Source organism: Flintibacter sp. P01028, from assembly GCF_041925235.1.
GTDB classification, from domain to species: Bacteria; Bacillota; Clostridia; order Oscillospirales; family Oscillospiraceae; genus Lawsonibacter; species Lawsonibacter aceti.
Map to the genome: position 1 here is coordinate 1 of NZ_JBHEVC010000012.1, position 20172 is coordinate 20172.

The 20172-nt window shown below is 52.4% G+C and carries 26 protein-coding genes, 1 tRNA gene and 1 pseudogene; 12 read left to right on the top strand and 16 right to left on the bottom strand.

Annotated elements, in window-relative coordinates:
• The 9 genes from ACEVJK_RS13630 to ACEVJK_RS13670 all read left to right on the top strand — a co-directional run.
• Positions 1 to 267, top strand: a 267-nt coding sequence (locus ACEVJK_RS13630; RefSeq protein ID WP_374740802.1) for an acetyl-CoA hydrolase/transferase C-terminal domain-containing protein, incomplete at its 5' end; no start/stop codon positions are given.
• Complete coding sequence (locus ACEVJK_RS13635; RefSeq protein WP_374740803.1) at positions 245 to 742, top strand: MerR family transcriptional regulator; 498 nt, start codon at positions 245 to 247, stop codon at positions 740 to 742. The genes ACEVJK_RS13630 and ACEVJK_RS13635, both read left to right, overlap by 23 nt.
• Before the next feature lie 134 nt (positions 743 to 876).
• The gene (locus ACEVJK_RS13640; RefSeq protein WP_147572009.1) at positions 877 to 2256 is read left to right on the top strand and encodes an MATE family efflux transporter; all 1380 of its coding nucleotides are present in this window, start codon (positions 877 to 879) and stop codon (positions 2254 to 2256) included.
• A 382-nt stretch (positions 2257 to 2638) separates the two neighbouring features.
• The gene (locus ACEVJK_RS13645) at positions 2639 to 5005 is read left to right on the top strand and encodes an endonuclease MutS2 (protein ID WP_374740804.1); all 2367 of its coding nucleotides are present in this window, start codon (positions 2639 to 2641) and stop codon (positions 5003 to 5005) included.
• A gap of 276 nt (positions 5006 to 5281) precedes the next feature.
• The gene (locus tag ACEVJK_RS13650) at positions 5282 to 5545 is read left to right on the top strand and encodes an HPr family phosphocarrier protein (RefSeq protein WP_023347782.1); all 264 of its coding nucleotides are present in this window, start codon (positions 5282 to 5284) and stop codon (positions 5543 to 5545) included.
• A 71-nt stretch (positions 5546 to 5616) separates the two neighbouring features.
• Complete coding sequence (gene uvrC / locus ACEVJK_RS13655) at positions 5617 to 7461, top strand: excinuclease ABC subunit UvrC (protein WP_147572007.1); 1845 nt, start codon at positions 5617 to 5619, stop codon at positions 7459 to 7461.
• Entirely contained in the window at positions 7442 to 7891 is a 450-nt protein-coding gene (locus ACEVJK_RS13660; RefSeq protein WP_374740805.1) for a GNAT family N-acetyltransferase, read from the top strand. Before uvrC ends, ACEVJK_RS13660 begins: the two co-directional genes overlap by 20 nt.
• 18 nt (positions 7892 to 7909) lie before the next feature.
• Complete coding sequence (locus ACEVJK_RS13665; RefSeq protein WP_262670420.1) at positions 7910 to 8527, top strand: NUDIX hydrolase N-terminal domain-containing protein; 618 nt, start codon at positions 7910 to 7912, stop codon at positions 8525 to 8527.
• 138 nt (positions 8528 to 8665) lie between these two features.
• A tRNA-Leu gene (locus ACEVJK_RS13670) sits at positions 8666 to 8752 on the top strand.
• A 51-nt stretch (positions 8753 to 8803) separates the two neighbouring features.
• Here ACEVJK_RS13670 and ACEVJK_RS13675 read toward each other — a convergent pair.
• The 16 genes and pseudogenes from ACEVJK_RS13675 to ACEVJK_RS13750 form a co-directional block, all read right to left on the bottom strand.
• Positions 8804 to 10513 carry a recombinase family protein gene (locus ACEVJK_RS13675; protein ID WP_374740806.1) on the bottom strand — a complete coding sequence of 570 codons (1710 nt, stop codon included), beginning with the start codon at positions 10511 to 10513 and terminating at the stop codon, positions 8804 to 8806.
• 105 nt (positions 10514 to 10618) lie between these two features.
• Positions 10619 to 10807, bottom strand: a complete 189-nt coding sequence (locus ACEVJK_RS13680) for a hypothetical protein (protein WP_374740807.1) — start codon at positions 10805 to 10807, stop codon at positions 10619 to 10621.
• A gap of 418 nt (positions 10808 to 11225) precedes the next feature.
• Complete coding sequence (locus tag ACEVJK_RS13685; protein WP_374740808.1) at positions 11226 to 11462, bottom strand: helix-turn-helix domain-containing protein; 237 nt, start codon at positions 11460 to 11462, stop codon at positions 11226 to 11228.
• The gene (locus ACEVJK_RS13690) at positions 11447 to 11881 is read right to left on the bottom strand and encodes a sigma-70 family RNA polymerase sigma factor (protein WP_374740809.1); all 435 of its coding nucleotides are present in this window, start codon (positions 11879 to 11881) and stop codon (positions 11447 to 11449) included. The genes ACEVJK_RS13685 and ACEVJK_RS13690 overlap by 16 nt, the downstream gene beginning before the upstream one ends.
• Positions 11882 to 12343: 462 nt before the next feature.
• Positions 12344 to 12481 (bottom strand): cysteine-rich KTR domain-containing protein, encoded by a 138-nt coding sequence (locus ACEVJK_RS13695; protein WP_329809204.1) that lies wholly within the window; start codon positions 12479 to 12481, stop codon positions 12344 to 12346.
• Positions 12453 to 12635: a cysteine-rich KTR domain-containing protein gene (locus tag ACEVJK_RS13700; RefSeq protein WP_374740810.1), complete on the bottom strand. Its 183-nt coding sequence runs from the start codon at positions 12633 to 12635 to the stop codon at positions 12453 to 12455. Before ACEVJK_RS13700 ends, ACEVJK_RS13695 begins: the two co-directional genes overlap by 29 nt.
• A 32-nt stretch (positions 12636 to 12667) precedes the next feature.
• Positions 12668 to 13453, bottom strand: a complete 786-nt coding sequence (locus tag ACEVJK_RS13705; RefSeq protein WP_374740811.1) for an ABC transporter permease subunit — start codon at positions 13451 to 13453, stop codon at positions 12668 to 12670.
• Between the two features lie 12 nt (positions 13454 to 13465).
• Positions 13466 to 14257, bottom strand: coding sequence for an ABC transporter permease subunit (locus tag ACEVJK_RS13710; protein ID WP_374740812.1), 792 nt, complete (start codon positions 14255 to 14257; stop codon positions 13466 to 13468).
• Between the two features lie 11 nt (positions 14258 to 14268).
• Positions 14269 to 15150 carry an ATP-binding cassette domain-containing protein gene (locus ACEVJK_RS13715; protein ID WP_374740813.1) on the bottom strand — a complete coding sequence of 294 codons (882 nt, stop codon included), beginning with the start codon at positions 15148 to 15150 and terminating at the stop codon, positions 14269 to 14271.
• Positions 15147 to 15755: a TetR/AcrR family transcriptional regulator gene (locus ACEVJK_RS13720; RefSeq protein WP_374740814.1), complete on the bottom strand. Its 609-nt coding sequence runs from the start codon at positions 15753 to 15755 to the stop codon at positions 15147 to 15149. The genes ACEVJK_RS13715 and ACEVJK_RS13720 overlap by 4 nt, the downstream gene beginning before the upstream one ends.
• The gene (locus ACEVJK_RS13725; protein ID WP_374740815.1) at positions 15752 to 16306 is read right to left on the bottom strand and encodes an AAA family ATPase; all 555 of its coding nucleotides are present in this window, start codon (positions 16304 to 16306) and stop codon (positions 15752 to 15754) included. The genes ACEVJK_RS13720 and ACEVJK_RS13725 overlap by 4 nt, the downstream gene beginning before the upstream one ends.
• Positions 16307 to 16332: 26 nt before the next feature.
• A pseudogene (locus ACEVJK_RS13730) lies at positions 16333 to 16731 on the bottom strand (putative immunity protein); the annotation flags it as partial.
• Between the two features lie 12 nt (positions 16732 to 16743).
• Complete coding sequence (locus ACEVJK_RS13735) at positions 16744 to 16875, bottom strand: hypothetical protein (protein ID WP_374740816.1); 132 nt, start codon at positions 16873 to 16875, stop codon at positions 16744 to 16746.
• Complete coding sequence (locus ACEVJK_RS13740) at positions 16862 to 17245, bottom strand: nuclear transport factor 2 family protein (RefSeq protein WP_329809269.1); 384 nt, start codon at positions 17243 to 17245, stop codon at positions 16862 to 16864. Before ACEVJK_RS13740 ends, ACEVJK_RS13735 begins: the two co-directional genes overlap by 14 nt.
• A 22-nt stretch (positions 17246 to 17267) precedes the next feature.
• A complete protein-coding gene (locus ACEVJK_RS13745; RefSeq protein WP_374740817.1) occupies positions 17268 to 17471 on the bottom strand; it encodes a hypothetical protein in 204 nt (67 codons plus the stop codon).
• A gap of 4 nt (positions 17472 to 17475) precedes the next feature.
• Entirely contained in the window at positions 17476 to 17718 is a 243-nt protein-coding gene (locus ACEVJK_RS13750; RefSeq protein WP_374740818.1) for a hypothetical protein, read from the bottom strand.
• Between the two features lie 182 nt (positions 17719 to 17900).
• Between ACEVJK_RS13750 and ACEVJK_RS13755 the strand changes: the two genes are divergently transcribed.
• The 3 genes from ACEVJK_RS13755 (at position 17901) to ACEVJK_RS13765 (ending at position 20150) form a co-directional block, all read left to right on the top strand.
• The gene (locus tag ACEVJK_RS13755; RefSeq protein WP_374740819.1) at positions 17901 to 18269 is read left to right on the top strand and encodes a transcriptional regulator; all 369 of its coding nucleotides are present in this window, start codon (positions 17901 to 17903) and stop codon (positions 18267 to 18269) included.
• A gap of 247 nt (positions 18270 to 18516) precedes the next feature.
• The gene (mobC, locus tag ACEVJK_RS13760; protein ID WP_374740820.1) at positions 18517 to 18846 is read left to right on the top strand and encodes a plasmid mobilization relaxosome protein MobC; all 330 of its coding nucleotides are present in this window, start codon (positions 18517 to 18519) and stop codon (positions 18844 to 18846) included.
• On the top strand, positions 18807 to 20150 hold the full coding sequence (locus ACEVJK_RS13765) for a relaxase/mobilization nuclease domain-containing protein (protein WP_374740821.1): 1344 nt from the start codon (positions 18807 to 18809) through the stop codon (positions 20148 to 20150). The genes mobC and ACEVJK_RS13765 overlap by 40 nt, the downstream gene beginning before the upstream one ends.
• The last annotated feature ends 22 nt before the right edge of the window (positions 20151 to 20172 follow it).

A 20172-nucleotide genomic window follows, 5' to 3' on the forward strand; every position in this document is an offset into this window, starting at 1 on the left:
CGCTCCAGGGGCGGCCGGGGCTATATCTGCATCAATTCCTCCAGGAGGGACAAGGAGGGCAATCTGAGATCCAACATTGTTCCCACCATTCCGGGGGGCAGCACCATATCTGTCCCCCGCACCATGGTTGAGTGTGTGGCTACTGAGTACGGCGTGGCCCATCTGCATGGCCTGTCTTTAGGCGAGAGAGCCGCTGCCATGGCCGCTATTGCTCACCCTGACTTCCGGGAGGAACTATATAAGTATGCTCAGGAAAACTTCTACTGAGGCAAAAGGGGCTGGGAGCACGCTACTTAAAAAACAAGACAGCCCAAGAGCGCCTCTCAACCGTGGAAGGACAGATTACGCCAGCCTGGTTCCAGGTACAGAAGGAGCTGACCAAGTGGGAAGTAGGTCTTGGTATAACGGGCCATATGACGGTAGAACGTTCAAAGCGTGCCGACGGCTGTTTGACGGAGAGGCTTTGAATTGGCTGACAGGAGTAAAATATCTCAGGGACAGCGGGATGTCACTAGATTCGATCAAAGAATATGTGGAACTATGCCTGGAGGGAGACTCCACCATTCCGAAGCGCTGTGATATTATCAGGACCCAGCGGGAAAAAGTGCGTGCCCAGTTGGAGGAGGCCAAGAGGCGGTTGCAGTATATGGATCACAAAATAGAGTTGTACCAAACAATTATGGAGAAGGGGACTCCCGACACTATGAATCCGGGAAAATGGCCTGCACCTTCTGTGGGGTAAGGGATCCATCTTCCATTTTTAAGAAACTTGTGTTAAACTCGACACTGATATCAGACCTGTCCCGAACCGCCGACAGCGCCGTTGTCGGCGGATTTTGTTTCAGAGACCATGGGCAGAGAGAGGAGGAAGCAAACTTGGCCCAGGTAAAAAACGACTTTTCTCAGGGGAGCATCCCCCGCAATATCCTGTCCCTGGCACTGCCTATGACGGCGGCTCAACTGGTGAATGTACTGTACAGCGTAGTGGACCGCATCTATCTAGGCCGCCTGCCCGGCAGCAGCCACCTGGCGCTCACCGGGCTGGGAGTTACTATCCCCATCGTGTCTATCATCATGGGGCTGGCCAATCTCTGCGGTACCGGAGGCGGTCCGCTGTGTTCCATCTATCGGGGAAAAGGAGATGAGGAAGAAGCGGAGAATGTGATGGGAAATTCCTTTACGCTTCTTCTGCTTCTTGGCGCGGCGGCTACGGCATTTTTCCTGGTGCTGAAGCGGCCCATCCTCTATCTATTTGGTGCCAGCGACGATACATTTCCCTACGCTGACGACTATATGACCATCTACCTTTGCGGCACCCTGTTTGTTATGATCGGTCTGGGAATGAATCCCTTTATCAATGCCCAGGGGTTTGGAAAAACTGGGATGTTTACCGTGGTCATCGGCGCGGTCATCAATATCGTGTTAGACCCCATCTTTATTTTCCTGATGGATATGGGGGTGAAGGGAGCGGCCCTGGCCACCGTGATCGCTCAGGGTGTATCCGCGGTATGGGTGCTCCAATTTCTGACCGGCCGCCGATCTATTCTCAAGCTGCGCCGGCGCTGTCTTCCGTTACAGGGAAAGCGGGTCAGGCGCATCATCGCTCTGGGGCTGTCCGGCTTCTGCATGAATATGACCAACAGCCTGGTCCAGGTGGTGTGCAACGCCACCCTCCAGTTCTACGGCGGCGATCTGTATGTGGGCATCATGACCATTATCAACTCGGTCCGGGAGGTCTTTTTCATGCCGGTCCACGGGCTGACCAACGGCTCCCAGCCAGTGATGGGGTACAATTACGGGGCGGGTAAGTATGGCAGAGTCCGCCAGTCCATCCGCTTTGGCTGCGGACTGACTGTGGCCTATGCCGCCGCCTTTTGGGCACTGGCCATGGCCTTCCCAGGCTTGATGATCCAGATATTTAACGATGAGCCGGAGGTAATTCAGGCCGGTATCCCCGCCCTCCGCATCTATTTTGCCCTCTTTATCCCCATGTCCCTCCAGTCTGCGGGGCAGGCCGTCTTTGTGGCACTGGGCCGCTCCAAGCAGGCTGTATTCTTCTCTCTGCTGCGTAAGGCCATCATCAATGCCCCGCTGACGGTCATCCTGCCCATCTGGATTGGGACAAACGGTGTATTTATCGCCGAGGCGGTGTCCCAGCTCGTTGGCGGTTTGGCCTGCTTTGTCACTATGTATTGCACAGTTTACCGCCCTCTAGGGCGGCTCAAGGATGACACCCCTCTGCCTGCCCGCCGCTGAGATCAGGTGGGTACCCGCCTGGGATGGAAGAAAGCGCCTGGTTGCTGAAAGAAAAGATTTGGGCGTCAGCTTATGCTGGCGCCCAAACCTGTTGGAGGATAGAAATGAAAAGAAGAAAAGATTCTTAGTCAGCCATATTGAGAACGGGGAGGACAGGTCCATGCCGCGCCGGTCACAGCCCGCTCCCCGGAGCTTTTTGGTTCCTTTCTGATACCATCATACGCGGTAGGTCTGTAAAGTTCCACCGCTGACAGGTCAAATCTGGGTAAAATATAAGAAGAAGGGAAGGCATTTTCCCACAGAGAATCCTCTCTCCCTTGCCAAATGTCCGTCTTTATGAGAAAATAAAGAAAAAGATACATCCGTTGTCAGGAGTTTTGATATGAACGAACTGTTTGAAAAATCCATCCAAACCCTAGAGCTGCCCAGGGTGCTGGAAATGCTGGCCGGTTGCGCCGTCACCGACGAGGGGCGGGAGCGAGCCCTCGCCCTGCGTCCTATGACCGATATAGAGGATGTGCGCCGGGCCCAGGAGGAGACCTCTGCCGCTGTGAAGCTGCTGATCCTCCGGGGCACCCCAGGGTTTGCCGGGATCCGTCCGGTGGCGGCCAGCCTCCAGCGGGCGGATATGGGGGGCAGCCTGAATACACGGGAGCTGTTGGAGGTAGCCGCCGTCCTGCGGGCCGCCCGCACCGCCGGTGAGTATGGAGCTGGGGAGGAGAAGTCCCCCATCTCTCACCTGTTCCACGCCTTGACCCCAAACCGCTTTTTGGAGGATACTATTACCAACTCCATTGTAGGGGAGGATGAACTGGCGGACTCCGCCAGTCCGGAGTTGACCTCCATCCGCCGGCATATGCGGGCCACGGAGTCCAAGGTCCGGGACATCCTGCAGAAGCTGATCTCCTCCAACCAGTCCAAGTACCTTCAGGAGGCTATCATCACCATACGCTCAGATCGGTATGTGGTGCCGGTGAAGTCGGAGCATAAAAACGCTATCCGAGGCCTGGTCCACGATGTATCTTCCTCCGGCTCTACCTTTTTCATCGAGCCCATGGGGGTTGTCAAGGCCAATAATGAGCTGCGAGAGTTATTGGCCAAGGAGAAAAAAGAGATCGAGCGCATCCTGGCCGAATTATCCGCCCAGTGCGCCACCCACAAGGAAGACATCCTAGAGGACTACCAGCTGTTGGTGTGGCTGGATACCATCTTCGCCCGGGCCAAGCTGTCCCTAAAGCTGGAGTGTACTGAACCCAGGCTGTCTGACAAGTATTTGCGCCTGCGGGGAGCAAGGCACCCCCTCCTGGACCAGAAGAAGGCGGTGGCCAACGACCTGGAATTGGGGGAGCGATTTGATACCCTGGTTATCACCGGCCCAAACACCGGAGGAAAGACGGTTACCCTGAAGACCCTGGGCCTGATCACCCTGATGGCCCAGTGCGGCCTCCATATCCCGGCAAAAGATGACTCTACTGTGCGGGTCGTCTCCCGTGTGCTGGCCGATATCGGGGATGAGCAGTCCATCGCCCAGTCCCTGTCCACCTTCTCCTCCCACATGGTGAATATCGTGGGCATCTTGGAGGAGGCGGATGACGAGAGCCTGATTCTCTTTGACGAGCTGGGAGCGGGGACCGACCCGGTAGAGGGAGCTGCCCTGGCCGCTGCTATCATCGAGTCCGCCAGGGGACTGGGAGCCCAGGTGGCGGCCACGACCCACTATGCCGAGCTGAAGGTATACGCCATGACCACTCCGGGGGTGGAGAATGCCTCCTGCGAATTTAATGTGGAGACCTTGGCCCCCACCTACCGCCTAGTACTGGGTATTCCCGGAAAGTCCAACGCCTTTGCCATCTCACGCCGGCTGGGCCTGCCCGAGTATATCATCGAAAAGGCAGCCGCCCGCCTGGATGCGGAAAATGTCCGTTTCGAGGATGTGCTCACCCGTCTGGACCAGCAGCGCCAGGAGATGGAGAGAGAACGGACAGAGGCCCGCCGGCTGAAGCTGGAGATGGAGCAGTCGGCCAGTAAGGCCCGTGAGTACCGGGAAAAGCTGGAGGCGGAGCGGGCCAAGGTGGTGGAGAAGGCCCAGGCCGAGGCCCGTGCCATCATTCAGGAGGCCAGGGACGCCAGCGACCTGGCCATATCAGAACTGAAGGAGCTCCAGAAGCGGAGGGACCTGGACTGGCAGCAGGTCAATGACAGCCGGGCGGAGGCCCGCCGCCTGCTCAACGAGGCGGAGCGGGGCATTGGCGGTCCGGCCCAGGAGGTGGAGACCCCGCCGCCAACCCGTCCTGCCGTGGCTGGGGACACTGTGGAGCTGGTGTCCATGGGGACTAAGGCTACGGTCCTGTCGGTCAATAAAGACGGCTCCCTTCAGCTTCAGGCCGGCATTTTAAAGATCTCCGCGAAGCAGGACGAGGTCCGGGTAGTGGAGGGGGAGAGCCAGTCCCAGAAGGAGGCCCGGCGCATTGTCGCCCGGGCGGAGCATACCCTGCGTACCGCTGCCGTCCCCTCCCAGGTGGATTTGCGCGGTATGATGACCGACGAGGCCATCGCTGCGCTGGAGCGATTCCTGGACACCGCCATGATGGGCAAGCTGGAAACGGTGACCATTATCCATGGCAAAGGCACAGGGGCGGTGCGGAACGCGGTGCGGACATATTGCAGGCGTAGCCGGTATGTTAAGTCCTTCCGTCCGGGCCGCTACGGCGAGGGCGAGGACGGCGTCACAGTGGTTGAGCTGAAGTAGCGGGGCACCCCTCAAAGGAAGGCTCTTCGCCCAGCGGGATGGGGTTAGAACGGGTGAGACGGAAAGCGTTTTGAGTTTGTGGGGGAAGAACAGGCCAATTTTCCGACAAGAATTTGACGGATCATCCCTCTTGGAAAAGATTTCTAGAAAATCCCGTTGGTTACAGGAATTTTTCCTGTAAGGAAAGAGTTAGATTTGTGAAAAATGTCATTGACGAGAACGGGATAAATCTGGTATGCTTAGACCATATAAAACGACCAGTGCGGAGGTACAGCCATGTATAGTCAGGAAGCAGTCGTGAACAATCAGGTCGGTCTGCACGCCAGACCCGCCACTTTCTTTATCCAGAAGGCCAATGAGTTCAAGAGCTCTATCTGGGTGGAGAAGGAGGAGCGCAAGGTCAATGCCAAGAGCCTGCTGGGCGTTTTGTCCTTGGGCATCGTCAAGGGTACTCCAATTAAACTGATCGCGGACGGGCCAGATGAGAAGGAAGCGGTCGAAGCACTCTACAAGATGATCTCCTCCGATTTTTCTGAGTAAGGCATTTCCCATGAAAAGGCACCGCTTGGCGGTGCCTTTTTTGATATTTCCCCAAAAGGAGGGAGCGCGCCATGACCTTTGAGGAACTGAAAGAAAAAGCCCATAGCCTGCCGCTGAAGCCCGGCGTGTATATCATGCAGGACGCAAAGAATACTGTCATCTATGTAGGTAAGGCGAAGGCGCTGAAAAACCGGGTGAGCCAGTACTTTGCGAATCTGGCCTCCCATACGGAAAAGACTAGGGCCATGGTATCCCAGATCGACCACTTTGACGTCATTGTGGCTGACAGCGAGTTTGAGGCCCTGGTCCTGGAGTGCTCTCTCATCAAGCGGCACCAGCCCAGGTACAATATTCTGCTGAAGGACGATAAAGGCTATCCCTATATCCGCCTGTCTAATGAGGCGTATCCCCGCTTTTCCCTGGCGGCCCGACCGGCGGAGGACGGAGCGAGGTACTTTGGGCCCTACGCCAGCCGCCACAGCACCCAAGCGATTATCGACGCCCTGCGTACCGCCCTGCGCCTGCCCTCCTGCCGGAAGAAGTTTCCCAGGGATATCGGTAAGGAGCGGCCCTGCCTCAACTTTCATATGGGCAAGTGTGACGGCTACTGCCGGGGGGATGAGTTGAAGGCCCAGCATGACCAGGCGGTGTCCCAGGCCGTGTCCCTGCTGGAGGGGCGGTTCAAGGAAGTACAGGCAGATCTGACCACAGAGATGGAGCGGGCGGCAGAAGAACTGCGCTTTGAACAGGCAGCCCAGCTGCGGGACCGACTGAGAGCCATCGAGCTGCTTGGAAAACGGCAGAAGGTAGTGGCCGGCTCCTTGGCGGATACTGATGTGGCCGGTTTTTTCCGAGGGGAGGCCAAGAGCTGTTTCGTGGTCCTCCACTACATGGAGGGGGAGCTGGCCGCCAAAGACTTTGATCTGCTGGAAACCCCGATGGAAGAGGATGAGGAGAGCGTCCTATCCTCTCTGGTCCGGGAATACTATGTGGGCCGTAACCGTCTGCCCCGGCAGATACTGCTCCCTTGTGAACTGGTGGACCAGGTACCATTGACCCGCCTGCTGTCCGAGCAGGTGGAGCGGAAAGTGGAACTTGTCACCCCCCAGCGGGGGGCCAAGATGGACCTGATCCGCTTGGCCAACCAAAATGCCCAGGAGGAGGTGGAACGGGCCACCACACGGGAGGAGCGGCAGAACAAGCTGCTGGAGGCGCTGGGGAAGATGCTGGGGCTGGAACAGCCGCCCCGGCGGATGGAGTCCTACGATATCTCCAATCAGGGAGCCAGCGACATTGTGGCCTCCATGGTGGTATATGCGGACGGCAGGCCCCTCAAGCGGGATTACAGGCGCTTCAAGCTGAAGGACATGACCGGGCCGGATGACTACGCCTCCATGGAGCAAGTGCTTACCCGGCGATTCCGCCGCTATCTAGAGGGGGATGAGAAGTTTGCCGACCGTCCCGACCTGCTGCTTATTGACGGCGGTCATGAGCATGTAAAGGTGGCCCAGCGGGTGCTGGAGTCAATGAGGCTGGAGATCCCCGCCTTCGGTATGGTAAAGGACGACCGGCACCGTACCCGTGCCCTGGTCCATCCGGATGGGCGGGAAATCGGCATCCAGTCTATCCCCGCGGTGTTCGCCCTGATCGGCCAGATCCAGGAGGAGACCCACCGTTTCGCCATCGAATACCACCGTCAGCTCCAGTCGGGGCACATGAAGACCTCAGTGCTGGATCAGATCCCCAGTGTGGGCGAGGCGCGCCGCACCCAACTCCTCAAACACTTTAAGACCATCAAAGCGATCAGAGGAGCCTCTCTGGAGCAACTCCGGGAGGTGGTGCCCAGGAACACCGCTCAAGCGGTATATTATTATTTCCATCAGGAGGAACAAGACCATGAAGATCCAGACCATTGAGAACAGGATGCCGGAGCTGATCGGTGTCCTCACCCAAGTGTGGGAGGATTCTGTCCGAGCTACCCACAACTTCCTGATGCCCGGAGACGTGGAGCGCATCAAGGAGTATGTGCCCCAGGCCATTGGCGGGATTGGGAAGCTGGCGGTGGCCTTTAACGAGCAGGACCGTCCCGTGGGCTTTCTGGGCGTGGAGGGAGAGATGATCGAGATGCTTTTCCTGGACCCCGCGGTGCGGGGCAATGGTTTGGGTCGGTCCATGATGGACTACGCCGTCAAGAATTTCGGTGCCAGCAAGGTAAACGTCAACGAGCAGAATAGGGGAGCCAAAGGATTTTATGAGCACATGGGCTTTTCCGTCTGCCACCGGACGGACACCGACGATCAGGGGAGGCCTTATCCCATCCTGTATATGGAACTGAAAAGGGCATGACTTAGGAGGAGAAGCACCGTGGACAGAAAAAAGCTATGGCTGGACTGGGCGGTGGAGCTCCAGAGCTTGGCGCAGGCCGGGTTGTATTATGGCAAGGACAAATTCGACCGGGAGAGGTATGCCCGTATCCGGGAGATCGCCGCGGAGATACTGGCCTTCCAAGGAGATATGCCGCTGGAAAAGGTAAAGGACCTGTTCTGTTGTGAAACTGGGTATCAGACCCCGAAGCTAGCCACCCGGGCCGCTGTTTTTCAGGGGGAGAGGATTCTCCTCGTTCAGGAGCCGAAGGGGTGGGCTCTGCCCGGAGGCTGGGTGGACATGGATATCTCCGTAGCGGAGAATACCGTGAAAGAGGTGCGGGAGGAGGCAGGACTGGAGGTGAGGGCAGACCGGCTGATTGCCCTTCTGGATGGGGAGCGGCATCACACCACGGTGTATCCCTGGAAGGTGACCATCGCCTTTGTCCTGTGTACTCTGTTGGGCGGAGCATTTCAGGAGAATCTGGAGACGACGGCCAGCGGTTGGTTCCCTCTTGATTCCATGCCTCCGCTGGACTGGGAAAAGACGACTCGGGAACAGTTGGAGCTATGCTTCCGGGCCAGAGCGGCGGTGCACTGGCATACTCTTCTGGAGTGAGCGGGTTCTTCCTGGAAGCCTGATCGTAGAATAAATCGCTTTCCTTTTAAGAGAGGAGAGCAGGGCCGTGGAAGGAGCAAAATTTTCTCTTGCAAATCCTCTGACTTTCATGTATAATATTCCCTGCATCAGATACCAGCCGGTGTGATGGAATTGGTAGACGTAGTGGACTCAAAATCCACCGCTGGCGACAGCGTACCGGTTCGAGTCCGGTCACCGGCACCATGGCGAGTGTTCTTACAGCATTTGAAAGGCTGCTAAGAACACCCGCCTTTTTCATACAGCGAGTTGACCTGGGGCGTAGTTGACGACTACGCCTTTTCTCGTATTCACGGACACCTGCGGGGCGGGTAAAGGGAACACATCGGGAATGAAGATCGCTCCCACACAGTTGTAATGGATGGTCAACCTCTGTTCCCACTTGCCGTCGATCTTCTCCGCCTGATGGACCTCGATGCGCTCGATCAGCTCATTCAGCATCCTGAGCGTCAGCTTCTTGGCCCGTGTGTATTTGCGGACGGTGGAGATGAACATATCAGAAGTCATGGCCCTGCTACCCAGCGTGTCCATTTCGGAACGGAGCGCCTTGATCTTTTCAGCAAGCTCCTTCTGCTCCTGTTCATACCGGCGGGACATTTTGGCAAAACGGTCGTCGCTGAGCTTGCCGGAAACATTGTCCTCATAGATGCGCTCAAACAATCCATCCAGTTCTTCGTCACGGGCTTGCAGCGACGCAAGCTCTTTTTGTTTCAGCCTGCGGTCAAGCTCTACGCTTTCCTGGGTGCTGCCCATCACCGCTTTTACGAAATCGTCCTCATAGTGGCTGGCAAACCTCGTCAGCCGTTTGATCTCACCAAGCACCACCTGTTCCAGAAAGTCCACACGGACATAATGGGTAGAGGTACAGGTCCCCCGGTTGCCCTTATAGTTGGAACAGTTGAAATACTTGATATCGGGGTTGCCCTGGTTGAAATGGAAGTGGAGGTTATTGCCGCAATCGGCACACACCAGCAGACCGGAAAACATATTGCGTTCCCCATCGTTGGTACGGCGCTTGCGTATCTTCCCTCGCTTCTGCTGGACCTGCTCCCACACGGCGCGGTCAATGATCGGCTCATGCACATCCTTGAAAATGACCCAGTTTTCACGGTCATTCTCGATCCGCTTTTTGTTCTTATAGGATTTGGAATAGGTCTTGAAGTTGAGGATATCGCCGCAATACTCCTGCAGGGACAGTATCTTTGTGATGGTGGAGCTGTTCCATTTCGTCGGAGGCTGCTGCTTGCCTTTTCCGGGCCTCTTGATGCCCTTCTGGAGCCAATAGGCCCGCGGGGTGAGGATACCTTCCCGCTCAAGCTGGGCGGCGATCTGCTCCGTCCCAAGCCCGTCCAGGGTCATGCCGTAAATGTGTCTGACCACCCGGGCCGCTTCATCGTCCACGATCCAACGCTTCGGATTGTCGGGGTCTTTAATGTACCCGTAGGGAGGTTGTCCCATTGGCTCACCAGCGTTCCCCTTGATCTTGTTGCTGATGCGCCGCTTCTTACTGATATCGCGAGCGTACCACTCGTTGAACAAATTGCGGATCGGAGCCAGCTCATTTTCACCTTCGGCGGTGTCGATGTTGTCGGATACCGCCACCAGGCGGATGTCATGTTCCGGGAAAAATTCCTCGGTCAATCGTCCGACCTCTATGTAGTTGCGGCCCAGACGGGAAAGGTCCTTTACGAACACGGCAGCAGCGCGTCCTTCTTCAAGCTGACGGATCATCTCCACAAAACCGGGGCGGTCCATCGTGACGCCTGAAATACCATCATCCAGGAAATGCACCAGGTTGGTATAGCCTTTCTCCTTTGCCACTTTGGTGAGGAGCTTCTTTTGGTTGCCAATGCTGTAACTCTCACCTTCCAGATTATCGTCACGGGAAAGCCTCTCATAGAGGAAGGCCGTCACGTCACGGGATTTTTTATTGTTCGACTGTCTCATTAGTCCTCCTTTCCGGGAACAGCCGGACAACTTTTTTCTCGCATGATAGCTTCATGCTTACATTATACCGCGCCCAGCGATCCCTTGTCAGCCGGGTTTGATAGGTTATCTGCTATTTTCACAATCCGCCTGCATAAGACGAAGAAGGATCGCTCCAAGCGTATTTGCGTTTTCCTTTTTGAATACCGGCTGTACGACAAACGACCTGCCTTCGATATGGTAGGTCGTTCTTTCCTCCAGAGGACTTTGATTTATATATTCATTATTGCCTTCAGGCAACTTCTTTTCTTGCATAGTTTTCCCCTTTCAGTAACATACAAAATGAAAACCGAATAGGCAAATACGGATGGCTGCTGGCACAGCTCCCCGGGAGTTTCACCCCGGCCCATGCTTATGGGTGCGGCGCACAATGCTTTGCGGGCGTTCAATGCGCGAGTATCTTTAACCCTGCCCATGCTTCGTCACCCACAAGCTACCACACTTGTTTTGCGGCCTGGTTCTGATCGCTCGCCTGTTTAGTAGGGGTCCCGTCCTGCGGACTTGCAACAGGGGCATGGCGCACCGGCCGTATGGCTCGGCACAGACAGGAATGTATCCGTCTGCCTTATGCTGCGCCGGAGGCCTCCCGCCGGGCTTTCTTTGTCAAGGTGCAGGGCGTTTCATTACCGGACCATTGGAGCAAGGAAAGGGAGAGAAACTTGCCCCTAAGGTTTTAGACCGGCAACACCTTAAAGCCCGTCACGATGCTGTGAATCAACTTCGTTTCCAGCCTGAGCCGCATATCTTCATCGACATACAGGTATGTATTCCCGTATTCGTCCTTCAGCGGCCTGGTGGCAAGAGCCCGGATGTACTTCTGATAGTGAGCGACCACGGCGGCAAGGGCGCCCTCGTCGCCCATGGCTGCCAGGATCACAGGCACCGGGATAGGTTTCACTTGTCCGGCCATTCAAATCCCTCCTTCATCAGATATTCGCGCAATTCTTTCAGCGTAGTAAGGCGCCGCTTCGATACAGTCTGATGGACGATGTTCAGCTTGTCGCTGATCTCACGGTCCGTCATACCCAGGAAGTAGGACAGCAGGATCACATCCCGCTTGCCCTCCGGCAGCTGTGCCAGAGCGTCGGCCAGAAGATCGCCGGTCACGACGACCGGGAGACCCTGCACATCAAAGACATGCTCGTCCATGAAATGCTTGTCCCATACGGCGGTCTGCTCCAACTCGGAAGCTGTCAGCTCGCCCAGGGATTTTTCCTGGTCCCGGAGGCTGGCATATTCACGCTGGATATACCGGGCCTCATTCTTCAAAACCTTGACACAGAAAGCGCCAAACTGATTCTGAATACGCCGCTCATAGGAGTCTTTCATTTTCTCACCTCCCTTCGCGCCCGCAGGTGCGGGGTGGTGACTTCCTCCCTTTCGCCTCAGTAATGCAAGGTTCCCGATTTTGGCAACCGCGAAGGGAAGAAAATTCTTATGAAAGGCTCCGCTGGATGGCGAAGGCCCACATAAACGGAAAAAAGCGCCCGCCTGCAAAACGCAGACGGGCGAAAAGGAATTATTAAGAGTATTTACATGATTTATTTGTTCATAGTTATGACCGGAATAACCCGATGGAGGAGTTATACTTTTTTTGACAGGAAAATTTCCGTCAAATGTTGTCGAGAGGTTTGATATTTCATGACGGCTACCTCCATTAGCCGCCGTATCTGTCAGCATTTAGTCGTCATTTCTTTTAGAGGGTAAAAGAAACGGCGGCTTTACTATTCAAGCCATTCGTAAATGGCTTTATTTTCACTAAATTAAAGAGAGCCGATAAACTGCGATTACTCACAAGTTTATCGGCTCTGCGTCTATGCGTCCGGCTCTTTTGATAACTGAGATTTTAAAGTTTTTTGCATTAATTAAAGTTTCCTTTTTACACTTACCACATATCCTATCATTTCGTAATAACTGAAATTTTAAGATTTTTTACATTGATCAAAGTTTCCTTTTTACATTTGGGACAAAATAGAGGAAAGTTTTTTAGTTCTGTATCCGAGCGCATTTTGATGCGCGTCTTGCTACTGCAAGAGGGACATAATAGCCATTCAAAATTCCCTATTGAGGCATCGTGTATCATTTTTTACCACCACCCCGAAGCTCAAACTAAATTTACATTTCTACATCTATCCATCTCCTTCTTGCCACGGCAACTGAGATCATAACAATGACAGCCGCTAACAACAAGAAAGCAATACTAAATCCTTCTCTTGCTACCGCATACACATCGAAATATTTCATTGGGGTTAAGTAATACAGAGATAGAATTTCCAAATACCCAGCGACAATGTAAATCCCATAGAAGCCCAACAGCAGTCCTGCTCCCAGTCGAACAGCTCCTTTATAAGTTCTGGCCAGACTGGATACCAGGAGGGCCAGGGCAAACAATACCACTTCCGTGAGGAACATTCCAATCGTGGTCGTAACAATAGCGCCCTTTTGCTCCAGTCCGCCCAAGGGCAGAACGAAAGAAAAATAATCGATCAATCCGCTGAACAGTGAGAGAATAAGCAGATTGATTACGCTGGCTGTCGTTTTTGCCATGACGATTTGACTGCGACTTACCGGCTTTGTAAACAAATATTCCGATGTTCCGCGCGCCTTCTCTCTACCCACACAGGAGACACCGAGATAAACCGCATAGCTGTACGTCAGGATCGTGACCCAATAATAAATACAGCCATACCAGCCCAGCGTAGTATCCAGCCTTTCTCCAATTCCAAATGTGACCATCAAAATTTTGGGGAAAGCGTTCATCATTTCTGATAACTCCGCAAGGCTGTCCTTCATCGAGAGGTATTCAAAATAGGTAAATCCGCCCAGGATTAGAATAAATCCCAGCCAAATCAGTAAAGACCGCCTTGTGAGGCGCAGTTCCTTTTGTATCAATGCTTTCATTTTCACACCCTCCTACGCCGAAAATTTGATGTCCCGCTTCAGTAGCATCCTGTACGACAGGGCAAGGAAGGCCCCCGTCAGAAGCAGATGCCAGATCAGGTAATCCATCCTGTAAAAGCCCAGCTCATGGATCGGGGTCGGCTTGAAAAAGGAAAAGGGAGACAGAAACGCAAGAATGCGATTATCTACTGTCTGTGCAAAGGCGGTAACACAATATTCCAAAAATATGACCAGTCCGGCTGTCAACAAGGGGGAACGGTTATTAGGCCCTACACTGCCCCAAAGCAGCCCAAATGCCCCGAAGAACAGCGCAACGAGGGAAAAGGAGCACGCGTACAGGAAAAACTCTCCCAGCGGAAATCCTGGCTTGAACAGGGAAAGGGTCAGGAACGACCCGGCAAAATAAGCGGCTCCCACCACACATACACCGCAAAGCACACACAGCGATTTTCCCCGGCAAATCGTTTTGCGTCCACAGGGCTTGGAAAACAGGTATTCCGCGGTATTTTCCGTACACTCTTTTGCGTACATGGACAAACCAAAGTGCATCCCGAAAATCCCGCCGGCGATCATAAAAAATGAGTTCAGGAAGGCATACATTCCAAGGTGTTCCTGCAGCAAGGCGAGGGAGACACCAAGGGTCTCAAAAAAACCGCCCTGCGCAAAGTTCTCCGGCAGAGAGTCCGTCATACCGATCATTTCATAATAGACCGGCGTCATCACAAAGACGCAGACCGCAACTGCAATAGCCCAAATAAAGATGTATTTTCGGCTGCGTTTCCATTCGTATCCAAAGACGACCATATCAGCACCCCCTACTCATAGTAGTGGAGGAATATTTCTTCCAGTGAGGGCTCCTCGATGAAAATATCCTCTAGCTCCAGCTGGTGGAGCCTGTCCATGATGGTCATGGTGTTCCCGCTGAACATAAAGGAGACGGAGGCATCTGCCTGCTCCAGATTTGCCACGCCGGGAATAGAAAAGAAGTTTTTCTCAACGGGTTTCCTCGCCGTCAGCGAGATTTTTTTGTACCCATTTTCCCGCAACTCCTCCATGGATTGAAGACCCACTAGCCTTCCCTCCCGCAGGATGGCAACTCGGTCGCACAGCCTCTGCACCTCGCTGAGCACATGGGAGGACAGAAAGATGGTCACACCCCGTCTGTTTTCCTCCCGCAGGATTTCATAGAATGTCTGCTGGATCAGCGGGTCAAGACCGCTGGTGGGCTCGTCCATGATCAGCAGCTTGGGGGAGGGCAGAAGAGCTGACACGATGCCCACCTTTTTCCTGTTGCCAAGAGATAACTCCCGTATCCGCCTCGTCAGGTCCAAGTTCAGCCGTTCCGCCAGTTCTGTCATCCGCCCCCGACAGTCCATGCCGTACAGGTCCGCCGTGTACTGAAGCATTTCTCTGACCTTCAGTTCGTTGTAGTAACAGTTCTCGCTGGGCAGATAACCCACATCCTTGGCGATTTCAGTTGCGTCTTGAGCGCAGTCCAGTCCAAAGATGGAGGCACTGCCACCGGTGGGCTTCAGCAATCCCATCAAAGTGCGGATCGTGGTGGATTTTCCAGCACCGTTTGGCCCGATAAAGCCGAAGATTTCTCCCTGTTTGACTGAGAAACTGATATTTTCAATTCCTCGATGCTTTCCATAGCTTTTTGTAAGTTTATTTAAGACGATTACTGGTTCGTTCATCGCAGATATTCCTCCTTGTAAAAATTGTATTTCAGCATATTTAGGATTTTTCCAAATTCGTTCATAATGTCATCATAGTCCGCCCCATTTTCCAACTGAACAGACATACCCTGTGCAAGCATCATAAACATCCGAAACATCAGTTTTGCATCCTCCGGGCGCTTGAATTTCCTACAATCATCCTCATGTAATACCAGCGTTTCCACAAATTTTTCATTTGTTGCAGAAAATATGGCATCTTTTAATTCCGGTACTTGTTCCGCTGCCGCGCTTGCAATAAACGATGCAATATGCGGATGCTTCTTCAAATTCTGCACTTTCATCACGCTGGCTTCCCATACCCGGTCAAAAAAATCCGTGTTTTCCTCCAATGTGTTTGCGTCATAGGCTTGCTTCATTTGGCCTGTGCAGTAGTCAAGCAAATACTGATATAGGGCCTGTTTGTTCCCAAAATACTGAAAGATAGATGCTTTTGAGATACCTGCCGCTACCGCAATATCATGGATCGACGCTTTTTCATATCCATGTTTCGAAAAGCAGACCAGCGCCGCATTGCGTACGGTGTCCTGCTTTTCTTTTGAAAGAGCGAAAAACTTTTCCATCATAATTGCCTCCAAAGTAAATATGATTTACTCTTAATGTTGTCCTTTATTGTAAAAACAGCTTCTTCAACAGAACAACATGAAGTATCGATTACATTGGCCTCATATTGCCCTAAATGGTTAAACTGTTCCCACATAATCTCGACTAATTCGGTATTTGTTTCTCTATCCAGCTTCGTCCGCTCGATTGCCCGTTTCATCGTTTCTGATTTGCTCGCCCGCAATATAATATAATGTACTTCATAGCTTTCCTGTGCGGCCTTGACCCAAGGTGTTAAAAACCACGGTCCAACGATTCCATCTACGATTACATCATATCCGCCACGGGCAAAACGCTTTGCGGTTTCAAGAAATGCTTCAATAACGATCAAATTCTGTTCCTCCGATCCTGGTAGATACGGAGGAATTGCTCCCTTACAAAGATAGTGATAAAAATCGTCTGTATGTAAATGCACCGATTTTAGCAGGTCGGATTCTTTCGCAATCATTGATGCCAAAGTGGTTTTCCCGGTTCCGGGTGCGCCTGTAATGATAACAATTCTCCCTTGGTCCATATAGCTGCTATCCTCACAATTCGTTCCTATTTGAGCATAAAATCTGCCCATTCGCATTTGCAGTCGCTTAAATGCTCATTCCAGTAAAATAGTCTTTCGATATATTTCAGTTTGCGTTTTTCAACTGTCTCAGCGCAATGCGCTATTCCAAGTCTATATATGATGGCGGTAAGGTCATAGATCGGATACCCGATTGCGTGTCCGACTGTGTGAACAACAGCGCAGGCTTGCCTTATCGCATGACAATGTGCAATATCTTCTTTACAGTCAATTTCTTTCGCAAAGGCATGGCAATCCAAAATCTTTCGCTAGGCCAAACGCATCTTAATTTTCCCGGCTGACCATTCCTGAGCCGCAATCAGTGCATTCCGTGGCCATATTTCTTCGGGATATTTTTCTTCAAGTTTTGAAATCGATTCAGCGGTAAAGTCAAACGCTCATAAAGTAATGACCTTGTGATCTTGATTTTGGAACAAGCCAATCAAATCCTGCAAATATTCCGAATATTTAGCAAACAAAACTTGATTGTTTCTTTTGATCCTTATGCCAACTTCATCAATCCACTTCATGTTTACCCTCATTAAGCATCGGGACAGGAAGATTATGCTGTTTTAAGAAAGAAAGTTTATCCCAATATCCACGCTGAAATAGAATCTTTTCATTTACGATTTGAAAAAATCCACACCCGCGCAGTCCTAATGGGTCTTTCCATTCCAAAATGGCCCACTGTCCATCTTCAAAGATGTTTTCAACAATACAGACCATTTTCGCGGTTTTGAACTCATTTATAAACATTTCCCGAATAGCGTCAATCCCGACAACTGGGGCATTTGCAACTTGATGATTTATGGCGTTGTTATGGTAGAGATTGACGATTGCATCTACATCGCCAGAATTAAAAGCATCTATCCATCTGCCGACTACTTCTTTGGGCCGCAGCATACTTTACCTCCATAAACTTTTAGTTTTTCCTTCTTAATTCGCTTTCGATGAGGCAATTTGCGATTTCAAATGCCTTTACCCTTCTTTTTGCCAATGTGATCTGCGACTTGTATTTTTCCTGGTTGTCCTTGGCTTCAAAAGTCTTGATTGTTTCTCTTAGCTTATGCAGTATTGAGTTAATCTGCCTTTTCGCTTCGCTTAAATCATCTTTTGAAAATTCCACTGTCTCACCTCCCGGAATAACCGAATCGGTCATCATTAAATAGCGTATCATAAATAACCGAATCGGTCAATAAATTTCTCTCAATTTTTTTGGAGGAGCGCAGTTCAACAATAGGAATACGTCCGTCCGGGTAGCAGCATTTCCCTGCAGAAAGTGTAGCGAAAGACTGAACACCAAAAACAGGCGGGAACATCTTCAACGATGCTCCCGCCGCTACACGAATTAGCCTATAAATCAGATCTATCATATTAACAATTTCCATTCTTGCTAAACACATGAAACAGTTGCGAGCAGAGTGGCTACGATTGCACTGATCGTCTCATTATTTTGATGTGCATATAAATATGTTTTATTTTGGCTAATGATAAGAACTGTGTAGACATATTCAAGGAAAAAGAGGAACAGTAAAATGTAACTGGGTGAATGAATATGGCAAAAAGGCCAGTACCAAAGTACAACTTTCAGCCCTTCGGGGACGCAATCAAAGCGGCAAGGAGCGGACGCAAGGAGTCCAGGAACAAGGTGGGCGACGAAATGTATCTCTCGCCTCGTTATCTTGCCAATATTGAGAATAAGGGACAGCATCCAAGCCTCCAGATTTTCTTTGAGCTTGTTTCCCGCTATCATATCTCGGTGGATCAGTTCCTATTTGAAGATCATGCGGACGGCAAGACCACGGCCCGGCGGCAGCTTGATACCCTGCTCGATGGTCTGGATGAAAAGGAAATCAGAGTCATCACCGCCACCGCACAGGCCATGCTGGATGAGAAGGCCGATGGAAAGAGTGATGAAGAATGAGGCTCCCGGTACAACTGAATATGGATTGAAAGACGCTATGAACGGATAAAGTTTGTAGCGTTTTTTCTTTGTTTTTTGGTTGCCAAAGTGAAGGTTTTGGTATTACTTAGGTACGAAAAAAGAAACAATAGCAAGCACAGCAAGCGAGTACCCGCTTGCGATTTTTCGGATTTTCAGGTCCCTTGCTCGAAAATGAAAAATGCTTGTTGGGACAATCCCAAACCCTTATGAAGAACGGAGGCGGCGCATGGCGAACCGAAAACGGAATATCCAGATGAAGTTTTATGTCACGGAGGAAGAAAAGCGCCTCATTGACGAGAAGATGGCCCAGCTCCCCACAAGACGCTATGGCGCCTATCTTCGGAAGATGGCGATTGACGGATATATCATCTTCACCGACACCACGGAGATCAAAGCGTTTACCTCGGAGCTCTCCGCCATCGGCCGGAATATCAACCAGATTGCAAAGAGGCTCAACGCCGGAGGCCCCGCCTACCAAGCGGATATGGAGGAAATCCGGGAAAGGCTGGATCAGATATGGCAGTTACAAAGACGCATCCTATCAAATCAACGCTAAAGGCAGCCATTGACTATATCTGCAATCCCGAAAAGACGGACGGGAAGCTGCTGGTATCCTCCTATGGCTGCGCCGCTGAAACAGCGGATATTGAATTTGCCTGGACCTGCCGCCACTCCATCGACAAGGGGACGAACCTGGGCCGCCACCTGATACAAGCCTTTGAGCCCGGTGAAGTCTCGCCGGAGGAAGCGCATGAGATCGGTATGCAGCTTGCAAAGGAAATCCTGGGAGGCAAGTACGAGTTTGTCCTGACCACCCACATAGACAAGGATCACGTCCATAACCATATGATTTTCAATGTGGTCAGCTTTGCGGATCACAGGCATTACCACTCCAACAAGCGAAGCTACCATGAGATACGCCGCGCCAGCGACCGACTCTGTAAGGAACACGGTCTGTCCGTGGTGGTCCCCGGACAGAACAAAGGCAAGAGCTATATTGAGCATACAGCGACCCAGGCCGGAACCAGCTACAAGGCGAAGCTGAAAGCGACCATTGACCGGCTCATATCTGCCTCCGCAGATTTTGAAGATTTGCTCCGCCTCCTGCAGCAAGAGGGCTATGAGATAAAACGAGGAAAATATGTGTCCTGCCGCGCTTCGGATCAAGAACGGTTTACCCGAATGAAAACCCTGGGTATCGACTACACGGAGGAAGCCATCACCGCCCGGATTGCCGGACGCTCCAGACCTTCCAGGCAGCCGAAGCAGCGTGACGGAAGGATCAGCCTGCTCATTGACATTCAGAACAACATCAAGGCACAGCAAAGCGCCGGGTTCGCGCATTGGGCGAAGCTGAACAATCTGAAACAGGCCGCCAGGACCATGAACTTCCTGACGGAGCACGGCATTGACAGCTATGGAGAACTGGAAGGCAGACTGACCAGCCTGACGGAGCGGAGGGATACCGCTCATACCTCCATCAAGGACACAGAACGCCGGATAGCGGATCTGTCCCTTGTGATGAAGCACGCCGCCACCTACCGCCAGCTCCGGCCGGTCTATGACCGCTACCGCCAGTCCAGGGACAAAGAAAAATTCCTCCGGGGCCATGAGAGCGAGATCATCTTGTTTGAGGCCGCCGCCAGGGAGCTAAAGAAGCTGGGCGCCGTTCCGGTGCCCTCTGCAGAGCGCATGGAAAAGGAACTGTCCGCACTCACTGAAAGGAAGGACTCGCTTCTTGCCGAATACCGAACCGCCAGAAGCGAGGTCCAGGAGTATGAGACAATCAAGCAGAATGTGGACGCCCTTCTTTCCGTCCCGAAGGAACAGGAGCAGCAGAGGCGGCATGAACTTGAATGAATCCGGCTCTGTTCGCAGATTG